The sequence below is a fragment of the Bacillus sp. FSL E2-0195 genome, assembly GCF_038003645.1.
Lineage (GTDB): Bacteria > Bacillota > Bacilli > Bacillales > Bacillaceae_G > Bacillus_A > Bacillus_A mycoides.
Genome location: NZ_JBBOPN010000001.1, coordinates 3347358 through 3369811 on the forward strand (window position 1 = coordinate 3347358; position 22454 = coordinate 3369811).

The following is a 22454-nucleotide window of genomic DNA, read 5'->3' on the forward strand; positions in this document are numbered from 1 at the left end:
ATATGCTACTTTAGTTTCCATGCTTTTTCACTGAAATACTTCCGTTATGTGTGTTTAATTTAATTTGATTTTCTCCCTTCCCAATAACTGCATTTCCATTATATTTATTCAGGATATTCGCTTTTCCATTGTCGACAGAGACATTAAATTGAACATTAGTTGGTTCTTTTTCAGTTTCAATATTAATCTTGCCATTGTGAGTCGTAAAATTGAGATTTCGATCAAGTTCATTTGTTTTAAGAGAAAGACTTCCGTTTTTAGATTGCCCTTCTAGTTCACCTTCAACATGATCTAGCATTATTCGTCCATTATTCGATTTCACATGAATATTTTGTGCCGTTATATCTTTAAAGTCCATACTTCCATTATTTGTTTCCGCATTAATTTTTTGCGAATTGATCTCTCTTAATTCAACACGCCCATTGCTTGTATTGATATCAAAATGCGTTGTATTTTGTTGTTTTGCAGAAACGTAACCATTGTTATTGGAAATTTTTAATGAATCATATTGTTTTTCAGGCAGATAGACATTTAATGTTAATGGGACCAATACTTCAGAAATGTTGAAGTTGAACCAAATCTGTTGTTTTTCTTTGTAAGAAATGAGAAGCGTTGAATCTTTTTCATCCGTAGCTAATGTTCTTTTTATGTTAGGATTAACTTCCCCATCTAATGTTACTTTCATGTTACTTTCTGTTGTAGGATTGATGTTAACACGCACGTTATTCGTATCGATAATGACGCTTGACACATTATTATTGTTAATGACCTTTTCTTCTGAAATTGGTACTGTGGCAATTGAACGATAAGTGAATAGACTTCCCACAATCCCAATAATGAAAATAATACCTGCAATGATTGAAAGTTTCTTTTTATTTATCATGCTTAAAACCACCTTTTACTAGTGCTATATTGAACTTTAAATAACGAACAAATCCATTCTTTGCTAACTTCGTTAAAGATAACATAGCGATTACAATGAAATATCCAAGTCCACAAAGTGCTAAAGAAACGAAAAGGTTAAAAAGTAAGAATGTATTTGGATGCACAATGGTATCAACAATAACAAGCAGTGGTGAACACAAAAATGAGATTCCTAGAGTCCACCCTGAAAAAATCAATGCGGTTACTGCAATTGCAGGTCCAAGCACGATTACTAAATTGAAAAATCCTAATCCAATTACTGCCCAAATTGCCCGAAAAACATTCCCTGTTGTTGCACTCGCTGTTACTTTCTCAATATGATAACCTGCTAATAACTCTTTGGCGATTTGAGCTGGCGAACCTAATGAAGCTGTAATTTCTTCTTCAGTTTTTCCTTCCTCTAATCCGAAAGTAAAATGTTCTTCATAATCTTTTAAAATATCTGCACGTTCTTTTTCAGATAATCTTTTTAGAGATACGTTTAATTGTTGTAAAAATTTATCTTTCGTCATTACGTACACCTTCTTTTATTAATTGATTGACACCTTGTGAGAACTCATTCCATTCCTCCAAAAGTTGGTACAAATACGTTCTACCTTTATCCGTCAGTTTATAATACTTCCTTGAAGGCCCTTCTGAAGACTCCTGTAAATACGTTGTAAAATATTCTTCTTTAGTTAATCTACGAAGTAGAGGATAAACAGACCCTTCTGATATTTCAATTTGATTGGAAATACTTCGAACTAATTCATACCCATAACGGTCTTGCTTATCAAGTAAAACAAGAACACAAAGTTCTAAAACTCCTTTTTTAAATTGTAAATTCAATATTCATTCACCCTATTCTAATTGGCATCTACTACTATTTATTGTTTAGTACTGTTTTATAATAAGTAACTACAAGTATAATATAACACTTGGTATTCATTGCAAGGTACACTGGAAAAATAAGTATATATTTCATCCGACGCTTATAAAATCAAAACGATGACTCCTCTCCATTTACAAAGTTCTAAATGAGGCTGAAACCAGCCTTTAACAAATGGAAAGGACTCAACTTTTTTACATAATGACACTTTACCTACTATAATAAAAGAGAAAAAGACTCTTACTTTAATGGAGGGAATAAAAATGAAAGCAATTGGTTTACATGAATACTTACCTATTGAAGAAGAAAACAGTTTAATTGATATTGAAGTTGAAAGACCTGTTGCCACAGGAAGAGATATACTTGTAAAGATTAACGCTATTTCCGTTAATCCAGTTGATACAAAAGTTCGATCTCCGAAAGATAAAAAAGAAGATATAGCAAAAATACTTGGCTGGGATGCTAGCGGTGTTGTCGTGCAAACTGGCGATGGTTGTACGTTATTTAAAGAAGGCGATGAAGTGTTTTACGCTGGAAGCATTACAAGGCAAGGTACATACAGTGAATACCATTTAGTTGATGAAAGAATTGTTGGTAAAAAACCAAAAACGTTAAGTGATGCTGAATCTGCAGCACTTCCTTTAACAGCCATTACCGCATGGGAAGGTTTGTTTGAACGTTTAGGGATTGATTATAATAAGAAAGATGAAAATTCATTTAAAAACATTTTAATTATCGGCGGAGCTGGTGGTGTTGGCTCGATTGCTATTCAGTTAGCTAAATGGGCTGGACTAAACGTAATCGCAACCGCATCCCGCAACGAAACTATACACTGGGTGGAAAAATTCGGTGCCGATTATATAGTTAATCATCACCAACCTTTAAAAGATCAAATATTAGAATTTGGGCTAAAAGATGTAGATTATATCTTCTGCTTAAACAATACTGATCAGCATTGGCACGCGATGGGTGACATCATTAAACCACAAGGTAAAATTTGCTCTATCGTAGAAAATGAACACCCTCTTGAGATGGGAATTTTAAAAAGTAAAAGTGCTACATTCGTTTGGGAGTTTATGTTTACAAAAGCGATGTATGAAACTGGTGATATGAGTACGCAGCACGAACTATTAAATAAAGTAAGCGAACTATTAGATGAAGGCATTTTAAAGACTACATTAAATGAAATATTCACACCAATTAACGCTGAAAACGTAAAGAAAGCACATGCACAACTTGAAAGTGGGCGTACAATTGGAAAGATCGTTTTAGAGAAATTTTAATAATAAAAAGTCCGATTTCTAAACGGGAAATCGGACTTTTTACTATCTTTATTTACTTGAAATCTCTTGATCATTTTGAACATCTAACGGAGGTCGTTTCCCTATTCCGAAAGCATAGAAACTAATTGTGACGATAGCTAAGAAAACAATACCTACAACTAATGAAATACGCGTATCATCGTTAAACCACATTCCGATTAATACCATAATTAAAAAGGCAATTGTCAAATAGTTTGTAACAGGAGCAAATGGCATTTTGAATGGATGATCTTTCATCTCTGCTCCTTTTTCTTTTCTAAAATTAATTTGACTAATTAAAATGACAAACCATGGCACCATACCAGGAAGTACACTCGCACTATATACATATACGAATAAGTTTTTTGGTGCAATATAACTTAAAACAACACCAACCGCTAAACCGATAATTACACCAACTGTACCGAATAAAGGTACACCGTTATTAGAGATCTTCGTAAAGTATTTCGGTGCTTGTCCATTTACTCCTAGTGTATAAAGCATACGTCCAGCACTATAAATACCACTGTTACAACCAGACATTGCGGCTGTAATAACAACGAAGTTAATAAGTCCCGCAGCTGCCGTAATACCAACTTTCGCAAAAGTTGCTACGAACGGACTACCAATTGAACTTAATTGATCCCAAGGATAAACAGTTACAATAACGAAAATAGCACCAATATAGAAAATTAAAATACGCCAAATTGTACTTTGAATTGCTCTAGTAAGTGTCTTCTTCGGATCTTTCGCTTCACCAGCAGTAATCCCGATTAATTCCACACCTTGATACGCTCCAACTACAAGTGATAATGCAAAGAAAAATCCTGAAAAACCACCTGTGAAGAAACCGCCGTTTGCCCAAAGATTAGATATGCCGATTGCTTCTCCTCCATTCCCAATTCCGAAGAAAATGAGGCCGAATCCGGCAATAATCATTAATAAAATCGTAACGATTTTAATCATCGCAAACCAAAATTCAAATTCACCAAATGACTTAACAGAAATTAAGTTAGCCGCACCAAGAATAACCATCGCGATAATACCAGGTATCCAAGCCGGTAAATCCGGGAACCAATATTTCATATACGCTCCAACTGCGATAATCTCTGACATCCCAACAATAACCCACTGGAACCAGTTACTCCACGCTGTCATATAACCAGCTAACGGATGAATATATTTGTGACCAAATGTCGCAAATGAACCTGTGCTTGGCTCCATATACAACATTTCTCCCATGGCACGCATAATGAAGAAGATGAAAACACCTGCGATTGCATATGCAAGCATTACTGACGGACCTGTCCATTTAATCGTGCTGGCTGATCCCATAAACAAACCAACACCAATTGTTCCGCCTAAAGCAATCATTTGAATATGACGTGCTTCTAAACCTCGTTTCAATTCTTTGTTTGCCACTTCATTTCCCCCTCTTAGATGATTCATAGCCGCATTTAAAGTAAGATGGTGTACCCTAATTCCTTTCGGCCCTGAAAATGATGAAACAAACGTCATTTTAGACTAACTTTAAAGCTATCCTAAAATCTCATTTTACCTCTTACAAAATTTCCCAAACCCCTCATCTTCCTATTTTCTATAAAATTTAAAATTGCTCACTTCATATTAATTCATTTATCTGAAAAGTTCAATTATTTTTTCAGTAAATTATTATATATTAGTTTGATTAATTTTTAACTAAATTAACAATAAAATACATCTATTCAATATGATTCCGGTATAAATATTATTACAATATAAATAACCGAGGAGATCCTATCTTCCTCGGTTTCATACCGCATATACTTCACTATTTATAGTTTGTACCGTAATTGCTTACACATGCGATTAACACCTCTCACATAAATTTAATATATTAGTAAAACAACAAAGTCACTAGCTTCTACATCTCTTATTTATCCCGTTCTCACAACTAAAAATTCTCTATCCCATCTCCTACTTTAAGAAAAATATAACTACACTTAAAACAATCAACAATACACCGGAAAGAGGAAAACTCTTCTCCTCAGCTTTTATCTTTTCCTTAATAATACCTTTAATTTTTGTCTTTATATCCTCTGGGCATTTTCTAAATAAAATATTAGTTGTATGTAATGGTCTATTCAATATTCGAATTTTAACAGGAGATCCTGATAAATATATATTATTTTTATCCAATGTAAATTCTATGTTCGCTTCGGTTAACCCGTCTTTCACTAATATATTCACTCGGCTAGAAGCTAGATTAAATACCGTATAATCGTTAAAAGCGAGCCCTCTAATCTCGAAATGTGAGTATATAAGAATAAAAGTTATCAGCAACAAACATAGTATCAATATGGTTTTTGTTAACGAAAGTTGCTCTAATACGTAGGAAGATGTTGTCATATAAGCACAAAAGAATGCCATTAAATTACAAAGATAGTGGTTTAAAATGAAAGTATTTCTTACAACTATAATAAGTCCGGAAATGATTAGTAGAGCGCATACTAGATTCATTAACATATTTTTACCCTCCCTAAAAACTATAACTATACAATTTTGTTATTTTTTAACATTAATTACATATTCATACCTATAGTTATTTTCATAAAATATAAAAGAGTCTCATTAAAAAATGAGACTCTTTTACCATTTCATATTTAAATCGTTTTTGAAGTTTGTTTACCCAAAATAAACACTTTAGTAAATACCATCATGATAACTACTATAGCCAGAAAATAAAGCGGCATCACCATTAACGAGCCCGTATGAAGCTGACTCATTCCCCAAATTGTCATCGTTACAATTACATAGTAGCCTAAGCTAAACAATGCTCCAGCTGTACCAATGACATCTTGAAAATCTACTAATGCTAAACTTAAACAGTTAGGCAATGCTACCCCAATTCCTAATAGCAATATAAACATCGCTACTAAAAATCCAATCATATATATTATGTTTGGATTTGATCCAAATGAATTAATAACAGTTAAGAAGATAGCTCCTCCTGTCATTACAAGACAACCGATATATATAATTTTCTCTGGTTTATAAGTAGCAAGTAACCGCTTTGAAACTTTCGCCCCAATAATAGAAGCGGAAGCAACAACAATTCCTAGAAATCCGTACATACTAGGCGATAACTGAAAGTATTCAATAAAGATAAACGGCGCTTCTGCATAGTAGCTAAATAAAACACCATTCGCTCCTCCAATTATTAACCCATATGTTACTACTTTCGGATTTGTAATCAACCGTTTTAATACAGAAAATACATTTATTTTATCCGTTACTGATTCCGTTTTTGTTTCCGGAAGAGAAACAAACGTATATAACAAAATCCCAACACTCATAACAACTAAACTTAAAAATACTATTTTAAATCCAAACATTTGATCAAGAAAGCCCCCAATTAGTGGACCTATCGCTGGTGTAAAAGCAATGACTGCCGAAATTTGAGCAAACATAACATGACGTTTATGCCCCTCTACACTTTCACGAAGAATCGTTTGTGTCACAACTGAACCAGCACTTGCTCCAAATGCTTGAATAAAACGACTAAACAATAAAAATTCAATAGAATTTGCAATATAGCATAAGAAACTTCCAGCGCCATATACTACAATTCCAAATAACATTGCTGGGCGACGACCAATTATATCTGATAACCATCCAATAAAAAATACACCTAAAGCAAATCCAGCAAAATAAACACTAAGCGTTAACTGTACCTCATTATTACTTACGTGCAACGCCTTTGAAATATCCGGTAAAGACGGTGTGTAAATTGTTTCACTAATTTGCGGAAATGCCACAAGAATAATCATTAACCAAAGTGATGGTACTGAGACTTTTTTCACTTTTAATACCCTCCTATAACTTTGAAAATCTCAGAAATGAATAGACTTTCCTTAGCTATGGAACAGGAGGGGCCATTATAGAAATTCGATCATAAAACAACAAAGAAAACACCTCAATTACGCATGTTAATACTTATAGGAGGGTAATATTAACATTGATTTTAAAATATAGTCTTTCAATTATATGATAGGTTGTGTTCATTTTCTAGTGTTCATAATCTGAATATTTGTTAGTAGACGAATATCCTTTCAATTCTCTCGAAAAATTAATACGATTTGAAAAGCGCAACTAAACAACTGAAACGCCCCTTCAATTGTTAAAATCATTCTCACAATTGAAGGGGCGTTTTTTTATTGCTACATTTTCACTGATTGTTCTTTTTGATAAATAATTTCACCATCAATAATTGTTGTTTCTACTTTTAAATCTTTAATTTGGTTTGGATTGACACTTAAAATGCTGTCATTTAATATAACTAAATCCGCCAGTTTTCCGGCCTCTATGCTTCCTTTTATCTCTTCTTCAAAACTCGCATAAGCACCATTCCATGTGTATAGTTTAATAGCTTCCATTACGCTTATAGATTGATTAGCACCAACCTCTATTCCAGACTTAGTTTTTCTATTGACAGCAACATGAATTCCTAATAAAGGATTATAGTCAGTAACTGGTGCATCCGAACTACCTGCTGCAATGATGCCACGATCAATAAAATCACGAGCAGCGTACATGTGATTAACACGATCACCATAGTGCTCTACATATATCTCTCCGAATTCATATGGAAATGGAGGATTTGGAATAGGAATCATCTCGAGTTTTTTCATTCTCTCTTGTAAATCTGGTGAAGAAATTCCCGCATGCTCGATTCGATGACGGTGATTTTTTCTTGGTGATTCCTCTAGCGCCCTTTCTACACAATTCAAATACATTTCAATAGCTTTATCACCTTGTGCATGTACAGTGATTTGATAGCCTTTTTTATGCGCTTCACCTAAAACCTTATAGATTTCTTCCTCACTATAATAAAGAATGCCGTAATTGTTAGGGTCACTTGAATATGACTTACGGGTTGCAATTGTAGGCCCCGTGCTACTTCCATCTGTAAACAATTTAGCTGGTCCGATTTTGAATCTTTCATCTCCGGTACCAGTTACCACACCAGCTTCGACCATTTTATTAACAAATTCATGAGAGTTATTTATTTGACATATCATTGCATATATTCGGACACGAATATCCCTACTCTTCACAGCTCGTTGTAGTAAACGAAAACTCTCCGGTCCATCTCCACCTGCGTCATGTATACTTGTTATGCCAGCTGCAACGAAATGATCTGATGCAATTTTCACAGCCTTCATCATTTCACTTTCTGTATAACTTGCAACCTCGCTCATACTCATATTTGCTGCTTCAATTAACTTTCCTGTAAGCCTTCCTGCCTGATTCTTTTCAATAACTCCCCCACTCGTATCCGGTGTGTTCTCGTTAATTTGCGCAATTTCTAATGCTTTACTGTTCACCACGCTTATGTGGTGACAAGTACGAGTTATAATAATAGGATGTTCAACTGAAATTTCATCCAGCTCAGTAATTGTTGGATAACGCTTTTCCTCCACAGCGGTTTCATTAAAGCCCCAAGCACGTATCCATTCACCTTTTGGCGTTTCTAAGGCCTTCTTTTTCAGATCATCTAATAAAGCATCGATAGAATCAATATGTTCAGCTTTACAACTGACAGCCAACTGATTTAGTCCATGAGAAATGATGTGGAGATGGGAATCAATGAATCCAGGAAGAAGCGTTTTCCCTTGCAGGTCAATTACATCCGTGTTTTCTCCTATAAAACTCTTAACCTCCTGATTTGAGCCAACAACTACGATTTGATTATCTTTTATTGCGACAGCTTCGACTACTGCATTCTTTTGGTCTACTGTAATAACTTCTCCATTTATCAATACAACATCAGCTTTCATAAACTCAACCCTTTCGGAATTACTCTTTTCGAGTAATTCATTCAGTATTTAAAGTTACATCTCCTAATAGGCTCATCCGCTTTTTAACAAGATTTATCAATAATTAATTAAAGTTGAGCTAAACATTCTTTCATTGTTTTAACGATAAAAGTAAAGTCTTCCTCTGTGATGCTTAATGGAGGAGCAAGCTGTAAAATATTATTGTAACCTGCAACAGTGTCACCATTTTTACCAATAATTAGACCTTTTTCTTTACAAGCATTGATGACTTTGTTCATCTTTTCAATGGAAGCCGGTTCTTTTGTTTGCTTATCTTCCACTAGTTCAATGCCTAAAAGAAGGCCCTTTCCGCGAACATCCCCTATGTTTGGATGCTCTTTTACATCCTCTAGCTCATATAACAGTCGTTCACCCAATTCTTTGGAACGTTCAATGAGTTTCTCATTCTCCATAATTTCTAAATTCTTCAAAGCTAAAGCGCAAGCAGCAGGATTTCCCCCGAACGTATTTACATGGCGGAAGCGATCATAATCATCACTACCTACGAATGCCTCATAAACCTCTCGTCTAACTGCTGTTGCTGACAAAGGAAGATACGCACTTGTAATACCTTTTGCCATTGTTATGATATCTGGTTTGACGCCATAATTCATAAATCCAAACGGCTTCCCTGTTCGTCCAAATCCACATATAACTTCATCACAAATGAGCAACGCACCGTGCTTCTCGCAAATTTCTTTTACTTTTTCCATATATCCATCAGGAGGCATTAAAATTCCACCCCCAGTAATGATTGGCTCCATAATCACACCGGCTACTGTTTGGCTTAACTCCCATGTCATGACACGATCGATTTCCTCAGCACTTGCCAGTGTATGAACATCCTCTGGATTTCGATACGTATCAGGCGGTGCTACATGCAGGAATCCTTGCCCGAGTGGTTCATATTTATACTTTCGCTGTGCTTGACCTGTTGCTGCAAGAGCTCCCATTGAGTTACCGTGATAAGCGCGGTAGCGTGAAATAAACTTATAGCGTCCATGATCACCTTTTTGTTGATGATATTGACGAGCAATTTTAAACGCTGTTTCATTCGCTTCCGATCCACTGTTAGAAAAGAAAATAACGTATTCATCATCAAGCCATTCATTCAATTTTTCTGCTAATTTAATAGCAGGAACATGACTTTGAGTCAGAGGGAAATACGGCATTTCTTCAAGCTGCTCAAACGCCGCTCTTGCAAGCTCTTTTCGGCCGTATCCAACATTCACACACCAAAGACCAGACATACCGTCTAAATAACGGTTTCCATCAATATCCGTCACCCATGCCCCTTCTGCTTTTGTGATAATTAAATTCGTTGGACTAGGGGCTGCTCCTCTCATCGCATGCCAAAGGTACTTTTCATCTGTTTTTTTCAAACTTTGTGTTTGTTCTGTCGCTTGCACAATCACCAGCTCCATTCTATCTTTTTATGGTTTTACATCACTCTTTCAATAACGAGCCGTAAGCATTTTCTTGCGAGTATAGAATTCTACGCCATCTTTTCCATTTGCATGGAGATCACCATAGAAAGATTTCTTATAACCTGAGAACGGGAAGAATGCCATTGGAGCAGGAACTCCAAGATTAACCCCAAGCATACCTGCATCAATTTCTTCACGGAATTCACGAATAGCTTTCGCGCTATTTGTGTACAGACATGCACCATTTGCGAATGGTGATGCATTAGCAACATGAATCGCTTCCATCAAGTCTTTTACGCGTACAATAGAAAGAACCGGTGCGAAAATTTCATCTTGCCAGATTTTCATTTCCTCTGTCACGTTATCAAAAATCATTGGGCCAACAAAATAACCTTGGCTGTTTGCTACATCGTCTTCACGCCCGTCACGAATAAGTGTCGCTCCCTGCTCTACACCGGATTGAATGTATCCGAGTGTCCGCTCTTTATGTACTTCACGAATAACGGGACCAAGGAAAACACCTTCTTCCAGACCATTACCAATCTTAATTGCATTAGCCTCTTGAAGCAGTCTATTAACGAGCTCATCTGCAACGTCTTCTTCCACGACAACAACAGCCGCTGCCATGCATCGTTCACCAGCTGAACCGAAGGCAGCACTTGTAATTTCTTTCACTGTAGAACTAAGGTCCGCATCTTTTAATACGATCGAATGATTTTTTGCCCCTGCAAGAGCTTGTACACGTTTACCGTTAGCTGCTGCTGTTATATATATATACTCAGCCACAGGTTGAGAACCAACGAAAGATACAGCTTTCACATCCTCATTGTCAAGAATGCCGTTAACGACGTCATGTGCACCATGCACAATATTTAGTACTCCATCTGGAAGACCTGCTTCTTTAAACAGTTCAGCTATGCGATTAGCCAATAGCGGTGTTCTTTCAGATGGTTTTAATACAAATGTATTCCCGCATGCAATCGCGAGTGGAAACATCCAGCATGGCACCATCATCGGAAAGTTAAATGGCGTTATTCCTGCGATTACTCCGATCGGATAACGATACATCCCTGATTCAACACCAGTAGCAATATCGGGAAGTTGCTCTCCCATCATTAAAGTGGGTGCGCCTGCGGCAAATTCAACACATTCAATCCCCCGCTGCACTTCACCGTATGCTTCCTTATAACTTTTTCCGTTTTCCAAGGTTACGAGTTTAGCTAACTCTTCCCAGTTTTCAATCAATAGCTGTTGATAGCGAAATAGAATCCGAGCACGCCGAGGCACAGCGACCTTTCTCCATGTTTTGAATGCTTCTTTCGCAGTTGCTACAGCTCTATCTAAATCTTCTTTAGTCGAAAGAGGCACACGAGCAATAATCTCTCCTGTTGCTGGATTTGGTACATCTTCAACTTGCTTACTTGTGGATTCTATCCATTGTCCGCCAATATAATTTTTCAACGTTTGTACATTTTTCATTACTACCATGGTGAAGCCTCCTATTTTAAGATAACCGTCCTATGTTATCACCCCTAAAAAGAAAGCGCATTCATTTGACGGTATGTAAACTTATTTACATACATTTCTTCAACATTATTAATCTTATTCATTGAATACGCAGGAGCAGTCATCTGCTTAGCATTTGTCCACTCCCCAGTTCACATTATTTCAGATGGATCTCATGGTTCATCTTATAATTCTTTTTCAAAAATACTGGGCAATCCCATTCACAAACAAGGTCCTTAGCCAAGGAAACGATCCAGTCCTTTGTAATATGATACTTTTCCCCATCAACAGTAATAAACACTTCACCATCTGTCACATAGAAAACTTCCTGATCTTCTACATGCCACGTTCCTTTATTCGGTTCGCCTACCCACGGTTCCCATGCGTTGGCACCTAGTTGCTCTGCTTCTTCTGCTGTAAGTTTTTTCGCAAAAAACATGACAATCCTCTCTCTTTCGTATTGATAATTTTGAAGGAATAAGTCTATAAATCTACTGCCTTAACACTTGGATTTTTTAAACGTTTAAACTCTTTTTTCATAAAGTATATGGCAATGAGAACACCTGGAATTTCTGCAGCAGGAGCAGCGTACCATACACCTTCTACACCCCAGAATTTCGGGAAAATAAATAGAAACGGTAACATGAACAACAATATTTTGCTTACACTAATAAACGTTGCGGACCAGTTTCTCTCTTGCGATTCGAAATAACCGGAGATAAGCAGGCTAACTGCACTAAGCGTAAACAAACAATTGAATACAACTGTCGTCCAAATGCCCAGTTTTTGCAATTCAGGATTACCACCGGAAAAAAATGACACAATTGGATCTGCAAAAATGACTAGTATGGCTGTCACGATTACAAAGAAGGAAACTGTAAAAATGAGTCCCATCTTAATTGCTTGTTTCACACGATCAAGGTTGCCCGCACCGTAATTATAACTAATAATCGGTTGAAGCCCTGTCATCCCACCAAGCGCTGCTAAGGCGAGGAGATTTGTAATATAACCGTTTTGAATCGTGAAAGCTGCAACGTGTAGACCACCACCGTAGCTTTGCAGTAAGTTGTTGGTGAAAATAATTGCAATAAACATCATGAACTGACTCGAGAAAGATGCAAAGCCCGTCCAAACCACTTCACCAATCTTCTTGAGATTAATCATCATATCTTTCATTTTTGGCTTAAGTTTTGTTTTACCAAACCAGAAATAAAAGATTAGGAGAACAGGAATCGATTGCGAAATCGTATTAGCCCATGAAGAACCCATCATCCCCATGTCATACTTCACTACCATAATCCATTCCATAGTCCCAGCAACAACCGCTGCGACTAACCAACTGTTCATTGATAATATAGGCTTTTCATCGATATTAGCTAAAATACTTAATACAACGGCCAATATCGTTAATGGCAACGAAATCCATAGCAGTCGGCTATATTGCACCGCATACGGAAGTGCTTCATCACTTGCTCCGAATAAAATCATAATATCATTTTCAAAGACCAACCCAAGTATAGCTAACAAAGAAGATAGGAAAAGAGTAAACCATAAAGTTTGTCCCATAATACTTCTAGCTTCTTCGATTTTCCCTTTCCCCAGTCGAAGTGAAATGACCGCTCCGGCTCCCACACCTAAAAGAACACCAATCATACGGGTAATAACCATGACCGTAAATCCAATTCCGATCCCTTCGACTTCCAGCTCCTGAAAGCCACTGACGAAATAGCCATCAACAACCGATACAACTCCTAAAATTACGTTAGCCATAATTCCCGCCAAAGCAAACCGTAAATATAGTAACGGAATACTTTTGGTTCCTAGCACTGAATCATCCACCGGCTTATTCATTACTTCTGGTTGCTCTATTTTTGATGACGGACCGTTGTCCACTATTTTCATGAGCATATCCCCTTATAAATAATTTATATAGCACGTTTTGCTCAATTAATTCGCATACCACCCTACCGGATTTGCATGCTGGTGGATATTGATTTGCTTCGTTTCCATAAAGTGCTCCAGTCCGGCAACACCTAACGCTCTGCCGATGCCACTTTGCTTATACCCTCCCCAAGGACCTTCCACATAAGCGAGATGATAACTATTAATCCAAGTAATTCCCGCACGCAATTTACTAATGACACGTTTTGCCAGGTCCATATCTTCCGTAAATACAGCACCGGCTAATCCATAAATAGAATCATTCGCTTTTTGGATGGCATCTTCCTCATCTTTAAATTTCTGTACAACAAGGACTGGGCCAAAAATCTCTTCCTTCACAATACACATATTCTCATTTACATCAGCAAAGATTGTTGGTGCAATGAAAAACCCTCGATCGAGCCCATTTTCTGTTAAGCGCTTACCACCACAAACTAATTTTGCACCTTCTTCGATTCCTCTCTGAATATAATGTAAAACTTCATTCATATGAGACTCGTTTGTAAGCGCTCCCATTTCAATATTCTCACTTTCCCCGTTGCCAACTACAATTTTGTTCGCACGCTCGGCCAATCTTTCAACAAACTTATCATAAATAGTCTCTTGTACAAGTAAACGAGATGCAGCTGAACAAACTTGCCCAGCGTTGTGGAAAATACCAAACATCGCATTATCAACTGCGGTTTCAAAATCCACATCGTCGAACACAATAAGTGGAGATTTACCACCTAGTTCAAGTGTGATTTTTTTCATATTGCCTGCAGCTGCGCGCATAATACTTTGACCTGTTTTTGTTCCACCAGTAAAGGCAATTTTGTCGACATCATGGCTCTCTGCAAGCTCATTCCCAACCTTTGAACCAGGTCCCAATACTAAGTTTGCTACTCCATCCGGAAGTCCAACCTCTTCGATAATTTCAAATAATTTGAATACACTTACAGGAGTGACGTCAGCAGGCTTAATTACAATTGTATTCCCTGCGGCAAGTGCAGGAGCAATTTGCCAAACAGCTAACATAAGCGGGAAATTCCAAGGTACAATAAGTCCACAAACACCAATCGGTTCATGAATAATAATCGTTTCTGAAGCATCATCACGAGTGTAAGATTCCTTTTTCATACCTTTAATCAAGTCAGCATAATAGCGGAAGCATTGAATCGATACAGGAATATCTACATAGGTTGTTGCACGGATAACCTTACCGTTATTTGCAGTTTCCAAACGGGCAATTTCAGCTGTATTCTCTTCAAGACGGTCTGCAATCTTATATAGATAGTCAGCTCTTTCATCAGCCGATAAATCCGACCAGATCCCGCTATCAAACGCTTTACGAGCCGCCTTAATTGCTATCTTCGCATCATCTGCTGATCCATGAGCAGACGTTGCGATAACCTCTTCGGTTGCAGGATTGATAATGTTTCGTCTAGCACCCGATAATGCTTCTACCCATTTCCCGTCAATGAACATGTTAATTTTCATAAACACCTCTCCTTTACGCGATAATATCTACCAGTTTGAAACCAATATGTGCTATATTGACCAGCATCGTTTTCTGATTATAGAATGGGAATGATTTAAGGCGTTCTTTTTCAAATCGATATCCACCTGCACTCCCCGTAACGATCCATTGTGCCAATAACTTACCAAACAATGTCGAGAGAGACGCGCCATGTCCCGTATAACCCGTTGCAAAATATGCGCCTTCTTTGGATCTACCGATAACCGGGAACGTATCAATTGTAACCCCGATAAATCCACCCCACCTGTAATCAATCTTGCTTCCTTCTAGTTTTGGCATTATTTTAACCATGGCATCGTAAACATTTTGATAAACAGCATCACCTAAGTTTGGACGAATATCGCCACCGCCAAATATGATCCGATTATCTGGTGTACGCCTGAAATAGTAAAGGAAACTGCTTGTATCAAAAACCATGCGATCTTTAGGAATGACGCTATTCACCAATGATTCTGGAAGCTGTTCAGTACCAATAATACGTGCCGAAATTGGCAGTACGCCTTTATTCAATTCAGCCATAATTTTTCCGGAGTAACCATCTGTAGCCACAATAATGTCTTTCGCTGTAACAGTACCTTTTTCTGTAATAACTTTCACACTATTTCGGCCGTACTCAATAGATAGTGCTTTCGAATGCTCAAAGGTTTTTGCACCGATCGATTTAGCTGCTTCTCCCAAACCAATTGCATAGTTCAGCGGTTGGAACGAGTAACTCGAGTCGTCGACTAAGCAACCATAATATTGCGGGGAATCAATTTCTTGATGCAACTGACTTCGATTAAGCACGCTACAGTCATATCCAAAATTTTTGTTTAAGTATTCACTTTCAAGTTTCAACCCTTCAAAATGCTTGGCTTTGTAAGCCGCCACAATGTGACCTGTCTTTCTGAAGTTACAGTTGATTTGATGCTCGTCAATAATGTTTTTAACTAATTCAACACTAAGCAGAGAAAGATCGTTAAGCTGCCTCGCCTCTTCGGCACCATACTTCTTGGCAAGCTCCTGCATCGTTGACTTATAGCCTGGCAATACCATCCCGCCGTTGCGACCGCTTGCGCCATATCCGATTGTTTCCTGCTCAAGGACAATGACACTCTTCCCTAACTTTTGCAAATGATATGCAGAAGAGAGACCTGTGAAACCTGCGCCAATAATGACAACATCCGCCTCTTCATTTCCTTCAAGAGGTTTTCCTTTGTCATATCTGTTTGCAGTCGCTGTCCATAGTGAGAGTGTATCCATATGATCCATCTTATCCATAGCTAATCCTTCTCCCTTCGTGACATGTATGTTACAATACAGTCAAAAATATTCTTAATATTCAAACTTATTGAGTTAATAATATGACTTAGAGTTTCCTCCAAGTCAATAGCTATTTGAGAGTTTTTTGAATTCATTTTGCGAAAAAAGTGGAGTAACTCCACTTTTTTCATTGGGGGGTACATCTATGAAAATTGGTACATTTGCGAAGCTTTTTCATGTTACGACTGATACCGTTCGTTATTACATTGAACTAGGATTATTAATACCAGACAAAAAAAACACTCAGTATCAAATGAACCAATTGTGTTTCGACGACATGGCTTTTATTACTGAGCTGAAAAAATTTCATTTTTCATTGATAGAAATCCAACGAATTTTATCATATCGACGTGTCACAAACTTCTCGGACCATGAGGATATCGACTACTACAACAACTCGCTCATTGATAAAAAGGACGAGCTAACCAAGAAAAAAGAAGACATATCAAAAGCTATCCAATTGATTGAAAAAGCGGTTCAAACTAGCTCGCCTTCATCCAAAGAAGGAAGTATTACAGGAATCCCGCTTGACTTTGTAAATTTTCTCTATTGTCCAAAATGCCGCATTCCACTTGAAATGAAAGATGTAACGATTAAAAAAGTCTACATTCACACGGGGAGTTTAACTTGTAGCTGTGGATACGAAGCAGCTATTGAGGAGGGTATTATCATTACCGCGAACTTGTACGAGACGTCTCCTTATCCATCTTATTTTTACGATAAAGAAACGATTAAAGAGATCAATCCCAAAATGATTAACTTATTTGAAAAAAGTAATTTTCGATTTCAAAAAGTTCTACAAAATATAGATTTGAAAAACAAATTAATTGTGGAAACAAACGTTGATGCTTTTGTATCACTACCTAAATATATCGATGTTCTTGAACCAAGCGCAAACTATGTATTCAGTGGCTATTCGCTTGCAATGCTCAAGAAGGTGAGAAATAGAATTGAGCGTGTGAATCCGAAGCCACGCGTCCTTTATATTTTGAATTCCGATTTAAATCTACCATTGAAACCGCTTAGCATCGATGTTTTTGTGGATAGTTTTACAATAACTGATTTTTCACTGCTCAACCCAGAGTTCCCAAGTCATGTTCTAAAAAACTATTTACATAACAGTTCAACAATTGTCGGTGGATACTCGTATTATGATAACTCGGCCAAATCCTTGAAAAATATTTCAGCCTTATATCCAAATTCCCATGAGCATATTTTACATCCAAAATACTTAGAAGAAAATTTATCAGTTAACGGATTTCAAATCATGCAAAATGAAAATATCGGTTACTGTACAGATCCAGGACCTTATTTCGATTATCATGTAAGAGACGAAAAATTCCACATGCTCATGTATTTGGCTAATACGAAACAATAGCACAAAAAGCGCCATCACAAGTGACGGCGCTTTTTCTATGTAAGAGCTACTAGAAGGTACCCTTCTAGCCTACTCCCATTTATAAGTCCAAAACTGTTCAAGTTGCAGCCATTTTAATGTTGCTGCGTCTTTGTTTTTTATTTTTGCATGCGTTTCTTCTAGCATCGCTTCCGTTTGTGAACGATGCGCGCCTAGTGCAGCTAATTTATGTTCAAATACTTCACTAATATTATTTACAACATCCGGTTCACCGAGTACTGCTTCGCGATTTCTCGTAATCGCAACCGCATGAATGGCTGGACGTTCTTCTTTAGGCATACGTGATACAGCGCGAACTACAGCGCGGCCAAATGCATCATGATCCGGATGTACGCCGTGTTCTGGATAAAATGTAATAATTCGAGATGGATTTACTTCTTGAATAATCGCTTCGATTTTATCGGCAACAAAATCAACATCTTCAAATTCTAACGTTTTATCATGGAAACCGAGCATTCTTAAATCTTGAATCCCCATCGCTTCACATGCATCTTTTAATTCTTTTTCACGTATATTTGGAATCGTTTCACGGTTAGCGAATACGTTTTTCCCCATGTTACGTCCCATTTGTCCAAGAGTACCACATGCGTACGTTACAGGTACTCCTTGATCTGTTAATAAGCGAATTGTTCCTCCCGCAGCAAATGCTTCATCATCTGGATGCGGAAATACAACAAGTACATGTCTCTCCATAAGTTTCCCTCCTTCTTACTTAAATGGCGTTAAGCTTAGCTCAAGCGCTACCGCTAAGCGGCCTTGGTTATCATGCCCTGCTAGTAATAAACGCTCTTTATCGTCTACTTCCCAGTGCGTAATGCCTTCTGCATATACCCAGCCATGATCCATTTTCAAACCAACTCGGTATGGGTTTGTTCCAGTTATTTTCCCACGCTCAAAGCGAATAATTGCATTTCGAATGAATGCTCCTACTGTCATCATCTTTTCATTAAAGTGTGACGCATACGCTCCATTCGTCGTTTCTAAATGAATATATACATCTTTATTTACAAAACGTTCAATTTCATTTTGAATAAGAGAACTATCTTTTACTATTTCCATCGGAATTCACCTCTTTAAACCATTTTACGCAAAAATAATGTAAATTGCTATCTCTATATTAGAGGACAACGCCCACTTTTCCTAATAATTTGCACTGTGTTTTTTATATTTTTTATATGATATGTAAAAATCACATTTTTTCCTTCACTTTGTTAAATAGTTTTCTTTCTTTTTTGAATTTGCTACAATATATTTTATCCCGTATTAATACAGCGAGATACATTTCGACAATTGAATACATACTTTAAAGAAGGTGACATGATTGGAACAATCAGCACATGAAGTAGCAAATTGGCAATATTATTTTACAATTGCCGTATTTTTAGTCACGTACGGTTTTATTATTTCTGAGAAATTGAATCGTGCTGTAATCGCACTATTCGGTGCTGCTATTATGATTATTTTTGGAATTGTAGATTTACATACTGCTTTCACATCGCATATTCAATGGGAAACGATTACCCTTTTAATTGGGATGATGATTCTCGTACATATTACGAGTCAATCAGGCGTATTTGAATTTGTAGCCATAAAAGCAGCAAAAGCAGCTGGCGGAAAACCAATCCGCATTTTATTATTACTATCCCTATTAACTGCTGTCGGTTCTGCATTTTTGGACAACGTAACAACCGTATTATTAATCGTACCTGTTACACTATCCATTACACGTATTTTAAAAGTAAATCCTGTTCCTTATTTAATTTCAGAAGTACTATTTTCAAATATAGGCGGAACAGCAACATTAATTGGTGACCCGCCGAACATTATGATTGGATCAGCTAATAAGCATTTAGACTTTAATGCCTTTTTACTAAACTTAGCTCCAATCGTAATCATTATTTCTATCGTTACACTTGGCATTATTTACTTCATGTATCGCAACAAACTAAAAACAACGCCTGAGCAAATCGAAAAGCTAATGGCATTAAATGAAAAAGATTATATTAAAGATCAGAGCCTCCTTTTAAAATCCATTACGATTTTAGGACTAACTATTTTAGGCTTTGTACTTCATTCTATTATTCATGTAGACGCTGCCGTTATTGCGATGACAGGTGCTACACTTCTTATGTTAATCGGTGTGAAAGAACATGATATTGAAGATGTATTTGCCCACGTTGAATGGGTAACAATTTTCTTCTTCGCTGGACTATTCGTTCTCGTTGGCGGATTAATTGATATCGGACTTATTTCTTCACTCGCAAAAGAAGTACTCGACGTAACAAATGGCGATATCGGTTTCGCTGCTATACTTATCTTATGGGTATCTGGCATCGCATCTGCGACAATTGATAACATCCCATTTGTCGCAACGATGATTCCACTTATTCAAGATTTAGCTACAGGACTCGGACTATCTGTCGATTCTCCGCAAATTGAAGTACTATGGTGGGCGTTATCACTTGGAGCTTGCCTAGGAGGCAACGGAACATTAATTGGAGCATCAGCAAACGTAGTCGTTGCTGGTATTGCAAAACGTGAAGGACATGGGTTCTCTTATATGGACTTCTTAAAAATCGGTTTCCCCTTAACGATCATTGCGCTATTGTTATCACATGCTTACATTTATTTACGTTATTTAATGTAGAAGTTGTATTGCATGAAATTATGTCGTCAAATAAAAAAGGTTTGCAGCACTATGCTACAAACCTTTTTTCATCACCAAAATATACCTATAATTGCTAATCCACCTAAAATCATACCACCAATTTGTCCGATGATTGTTGGTGATAGTTGAACACCTTTTCTCACTTCAACAACTGGTCTTTCGTGCCTTAGTTGCTGCACTTCACTTTGAAGTTGATGTACACTTCCGTGTAGTTCTTTAATTAGTTCTTTTAATTCAGCGACCTCTTCATTTACTGGCTTACTTTTTTCTAAGTTCATCTCGCATAACTCCTTATAAATTCAATCAGTTCACTGTAAATTTTCGCCAATTATCGTTATATCTCCTGCATACTACATATATAATATGGAATGTACCTTTATTAACAAGACCCTTTTAAGAACAAATTTAGATATTTTAGAAAGACAACTTTCATTAGTTCTTTATATATATATATATATATATAGGACTAATATATTCAACAATTCTATTCTTTATAGTTTCTTTTTCATACAAAAAGCTTCACTAAAATTTAGCAGGTGTACCTTGATGAAAATACATTTGCCATCTTCCTTCTCTAAATTTCCATATCGAACTACGTAACGAGTGTTGATTATTCATTTCATTGAATATTTGATAAGTAGTTAATGCTACATCTTTGGATAATGGATGTACTTCAAAATCACTCAAAGTCATTTTTACCACACCAATTCCATTTTTATCGATATCCTCATTTTTATATAAAACTTTACCAGAACTCCCAAACTCAAAAAAATCAGCGGCAAGTATCTTTTTAAGCTCCTTTTGAGATGTGCGAACCCCTGGTTTAAGTAATCGTTCCTCTAGCTGATATAAACACTCTCTTAATGAAGATAAACCTTCCATTAGTACACTCCTCCGCTCATCATTACCCAAATATTACAACTTTTCACTCTACACTACACAATTATTCTGTATGTTTTTGCTAGTTCTGCAGCTCTATCCATTCATCACGCAATATCCCCATAATCATACGATCAAAACACTTTCCATCTCTTTGAACTGCTTCCCTCATACATCCTTCCATCTGAAATCCCATCTTTTTATACAGTACAATGGCTGCTTTATTATAAGAAATAACATCGAGACCGACGCGGTGTAGATTCATTTCATAGAACGCATACTTTAAAATAAGATGCACTGCTTCTCTCCCAAACCCTTTTCCTCTATCATTTGCCTCTCCTATACCAATTGCTAATAGACCTGTTCTGTTATTCCACTCTATGCCGTGAATTGCAACAAAACCAATTAAGCGATCATCTTGAACTGTTCTTAACATGAAAGAAACACTATTCGATCTCCGTCCCTTTAATAGCCCATCACTCGCTATTTCATGTAACGATTGCGGGAATGCCAAGTCTGTATCTACATTTCTTAAGTACTCACTATCCTCTTGCCACATAGCCATTACTTCAGCATCTGCTTCTCTAATAGCTGATAACTTAATAGTTTTATTTTGAAAAAGATTCATCGTCATCTAAAACTCCCCCTTTTTTAAATAGCGGGGACAATAATTCTAGCCTATTTATCCCGCATTAACGGGCAGTAAGACTCCCACCTCAAAATTCAGCTGGAGCGAAGAAGTTAGGTGGGAGATCAACTGCCCGTAAACGCCCGATTGGTGAAGGCTAATAATCAGTGGGGGATGAACAAAACCCCCACTGATTAAAGTTTCACTTTATCCCCT

The 22454-nt window shown here is 37.0% G+C and carries 21 protein-coding genes; 3 read left to right on the forward strand and 18 right to left on the reverse strand.

Features of this window, described 5'->3' with window-relative positions:
• Positions 1–10: 10 nt before the first annotated feature.
• Genes MHH59_RS17280 through MHH59_RS17290 form a run of 3 tightly spaced genes read right to left on the reverse strand, consistent with a single transcriptional unit; the run spans position 11 to position 1752 of the window.
• Positions 11–883: a DUF4097 family beta strand repeat-containing protein gene (locus MHH59_RS17280; RefSeq protein WP_002185271.1), complete on the reverse strand. Its 873-nt coding sequence runs from the start codon at positions 881–883 to the stop codon at positions 11–13.
• The gene (locus MHH59_RS17285) at positions 873–1436 is read right to left on the reverse strand and encodes an HAAS signaling domain-containing protein (protein WP_002185270.1); all 564 of its coding nucleotides are present in this window, start codon (positions 1434–1436) and stop codon (positions 873–875) included. The genes MHH59_RS17280 and MHH59_RS17285 overlap by 11 nt, the downstream gene beginning before the upstream one ends.
• A complete protein-coding gene (locus MHH59_RS17290) occupies positions 1423–1752 on the reverse strand; it encodes a PadR family transcriptional regulator (RefSeq protein WP_340851935.1) in 330 nt (109 codons plus the stop codon). The genes MHH59_RS17285 and MHH59_RS17290 overlap by 14 nt, the downstream gene beginning before the upstream one ends.
• 303 nt (positions 1753–2055) lie before the next feature.
• Here MHH59_RS17290 and MHH59_RS17295 point away from each other — a divergent pair, with 303 nt between their 5' ends.
• Positions 2056–3075, forward strand: coding sequence for a zinc-binding alcohol dehydrogenase family protein (locus MHH59_RS17295; protein WP_340851937.1), 1020 nt, complete (start codon positions 2056–2058; stop codon positions 3073–3075).
• A 48-nt stretch (positions 3076–3123) separates the two neighbouring features.
• On the opposite strand, the gene MHH59_RS17300 is transcribed toward MHH59_RS17295, so the two are convergent.
• From MHH59_RS17300 to MHH59_RS17345, 10 genes are all read right to left on the reverse strand, one after another.
• Positions 3124–4515 (reverse strand): amino acid permease, encoded by a 1392-nt coding sequence (locus MHH59_RS17300; RefSeq protein ID WP_002167898.1) that lies wholly within the window; start codon positions 4513–4515, stop codon positions 3124–3126.
• A gap of 534 nt (positions 4516–5049) precedes the next feature.
• Positions 5050–5598, reverse strand: a complete 549-nt coding sequence (locus MHH59_RS17305; protein ID WP_033729948.1) for a hypothetical protein — start codon at positions 5596–5598, stop codon at positions 5050–5052.
• A 137-nt stretch (positions 5599–5735) separates the two neighbouring features.
• On the reverse strand, positions 5736–6935 hold the full coding sequence (locus MHH59_RS17310; RefSeq protein ID WP_340851938.1) for a multidrug effflux MFS transporter: 1200 nt from the start codon (positions 6933–6935) through the stop codon (positions 5736–5738).
• A 357-nt stretch (positions 6936–7292) separates the two neighbouring features.
• Entirely contained in the window at positions 7293–8912 is a 1620-nt protein-coding gene (locus tag MHH59_RS17315; protein WP_002128391.1) for an amidohydrolase, read from the reverse strand.
• A gap of 107 nt (positions 8913–9019) precedes the next feature.
• A complete protein-coding gene (locus MHH59_RS17320) occupies positions 9020–10375 on the reverse strand; it encodes an aspartate aminotransferase family protein (protein WP_340851939.1) in 1356 nt (451 codons plus the stop codon).
• 30 nt (positions 10376–10405) lie between these two features.
• Positions 10406–11866 carry a CoA-acylating methylmalonate-semialdehyde dehydrogenase gene (locus tag MHH59_RS17325; protein WP_340851940.1) on the reverse strand — a complete coding sequence of 487 codons (1461 nt, stop codon included), beginning with the start codon at positions 11864–11866 and terminating at the stop codon, positions 10406–10408.
• Between the two features lie 175 nt (positions 11867–12041).
• Positions 12042–12323, reverse strand: a complete 282-nt coding sequence (locus MHH59_RS17330) for a cupin domain-containing protein (protein WP_002128394.1) — start codon at positions 12321–12323, stop codon at positions 12042–12044.
• Between the two features lie 44 nt (positions 12324–12367).
• Complete coding sequence (locus MHH59_RS17335; protein WP_002128395.1) at positions 12368–13786, reverse strand: MATE family efflux transporter; 1419 nt, start codon at positions 13784–13786, stop codon at positions 12368–12370.
• Positions 13787–13831: 45 nt separating this feature from the next.
• Complete coding sequence (locus MHH59_RS17340) at positions 13832–15304, reverse strand: aldehyde dehydrogenase family protein (protein ID WP_002128396.1); 1473 nt, start codon at positions 15302–15304, stop codon at positions 13832–13834.
• A 13-nt stretch (positions 15305–15317) separates the two neighbouring features.
• Positions 15318–16604 (reverse strand): NAD(P)/FAD-dependent oxidoreductase, encoded by a 1287-nt coding sequence (locus MHH59_RS17345; protein ID WP_340851943.1) that lies wholly within the window; start codon positions 16602–16604, stop codon positions 15318–15320.
• Between the two features lie 187 nt (positions 16605–16791).
• Here MHH59_RS17345 and MHH59_RS17350 point away from each other — a divergent pair, with 187 nt between their 5' ends.
• Complete coding sequence (locus MHH59_RS17350; protein ID WP_340851946.1) at positions 16792–18024, forward strand: MerR family transcriptional regulator; 1233 nt, start codon at positions 16792–16794, stop codon at positions 18022–18024.
• A 69-nt stretch (positions 18025–18093) separates the two neighbouring features.
• On the opposite strand, the gene bshB2 is transcribed toward MHH59_RS17350, so the two are convergent.
• Complete coding sequence (gene bshB2, locus MHH59_RS17355; protein ID WP_000439465.1) at positions 18094–18756, reverse strand: bacillithiol biosynthesis deacetylase BshB2; 663 nt, start codon at positions 18754–18756, stop codon at positions 18094–18096.
• Positions 18757–18771: 15 nt separating this feature from the next.
• The gene (locus tag MHH59_RS17360; protein WP_000407039.1) at positions 18772–19122 is read right to left on the reverse strand and encodes a YojF family protein; all 351 of its coding nucleotides are present in this window, start codon (positions 19120–19122) and stop codon (positions 18772–18774) included.
• 262 nt (positions 19123–19384) lie between these two features.
• Here MHH59_RS17360 and MHH59_RS17365 point away from each other — a divergent pair, with 262 nt between their 5' ends.
• Positions 19385–20710: an ArsB/NhaD family transporter gene (locus tag MHH59_RS17365; RefSeq protein ID WP_002014220.1), complete on the forward strand. Its 1326-nt coding sequence runs from the start codon at positions 19385–19387 to the stop codon at positions 20708–20710.
• Between the two features lie 71 nt (positions 20711–20781).
• Here the strand turns inward: MHH59_RS17365 and MHH59_RS17370 are convergent, their stop codons facing one another.
• The 3 genes from MHH59_RS17370 to MHH59_RS17380 all read right to left on the reverse strand — a co-directional run bounded on the left by MHH59_RS17370 (position 20782) and on the right by MHH59_RS17380 (position 22244).
• Positions 20782–21009, reverse strand: a complete 228-nt coding sequence (locus MHH59_RS17370) for a hypothetical protein (RefSeq protein ID WP_002033458.1) — start codon at positions 21007–21009, stop codon at positions 20782–20784.
• Positions 21010–21253: 244 nt separating this feature from the next.
• Positions 21254–21613, reverse strand: a complete 360-nt coding sequence (locus tag MHH59_RS17375; protein ID WP_002128400.1) for a nuclear transport factor 2 family protein — start codon at positions 21611–21613, stop codon at positions 21254–21256.
• Positions 21614–21692: 79 nt separating this feature from the next.
• Positions 21693–22244, reverse strand: coding sequence for a GNAT family N-acetyltransferase (locus MHH59_RS17380; RefSeq protein ID WP_002128401.1), 552 nt, complete (start codon positions 22242–22244; stop codon positions 21693–21695).
• Positions 22245–22454 lie beyond the last annotated feature (210 nt).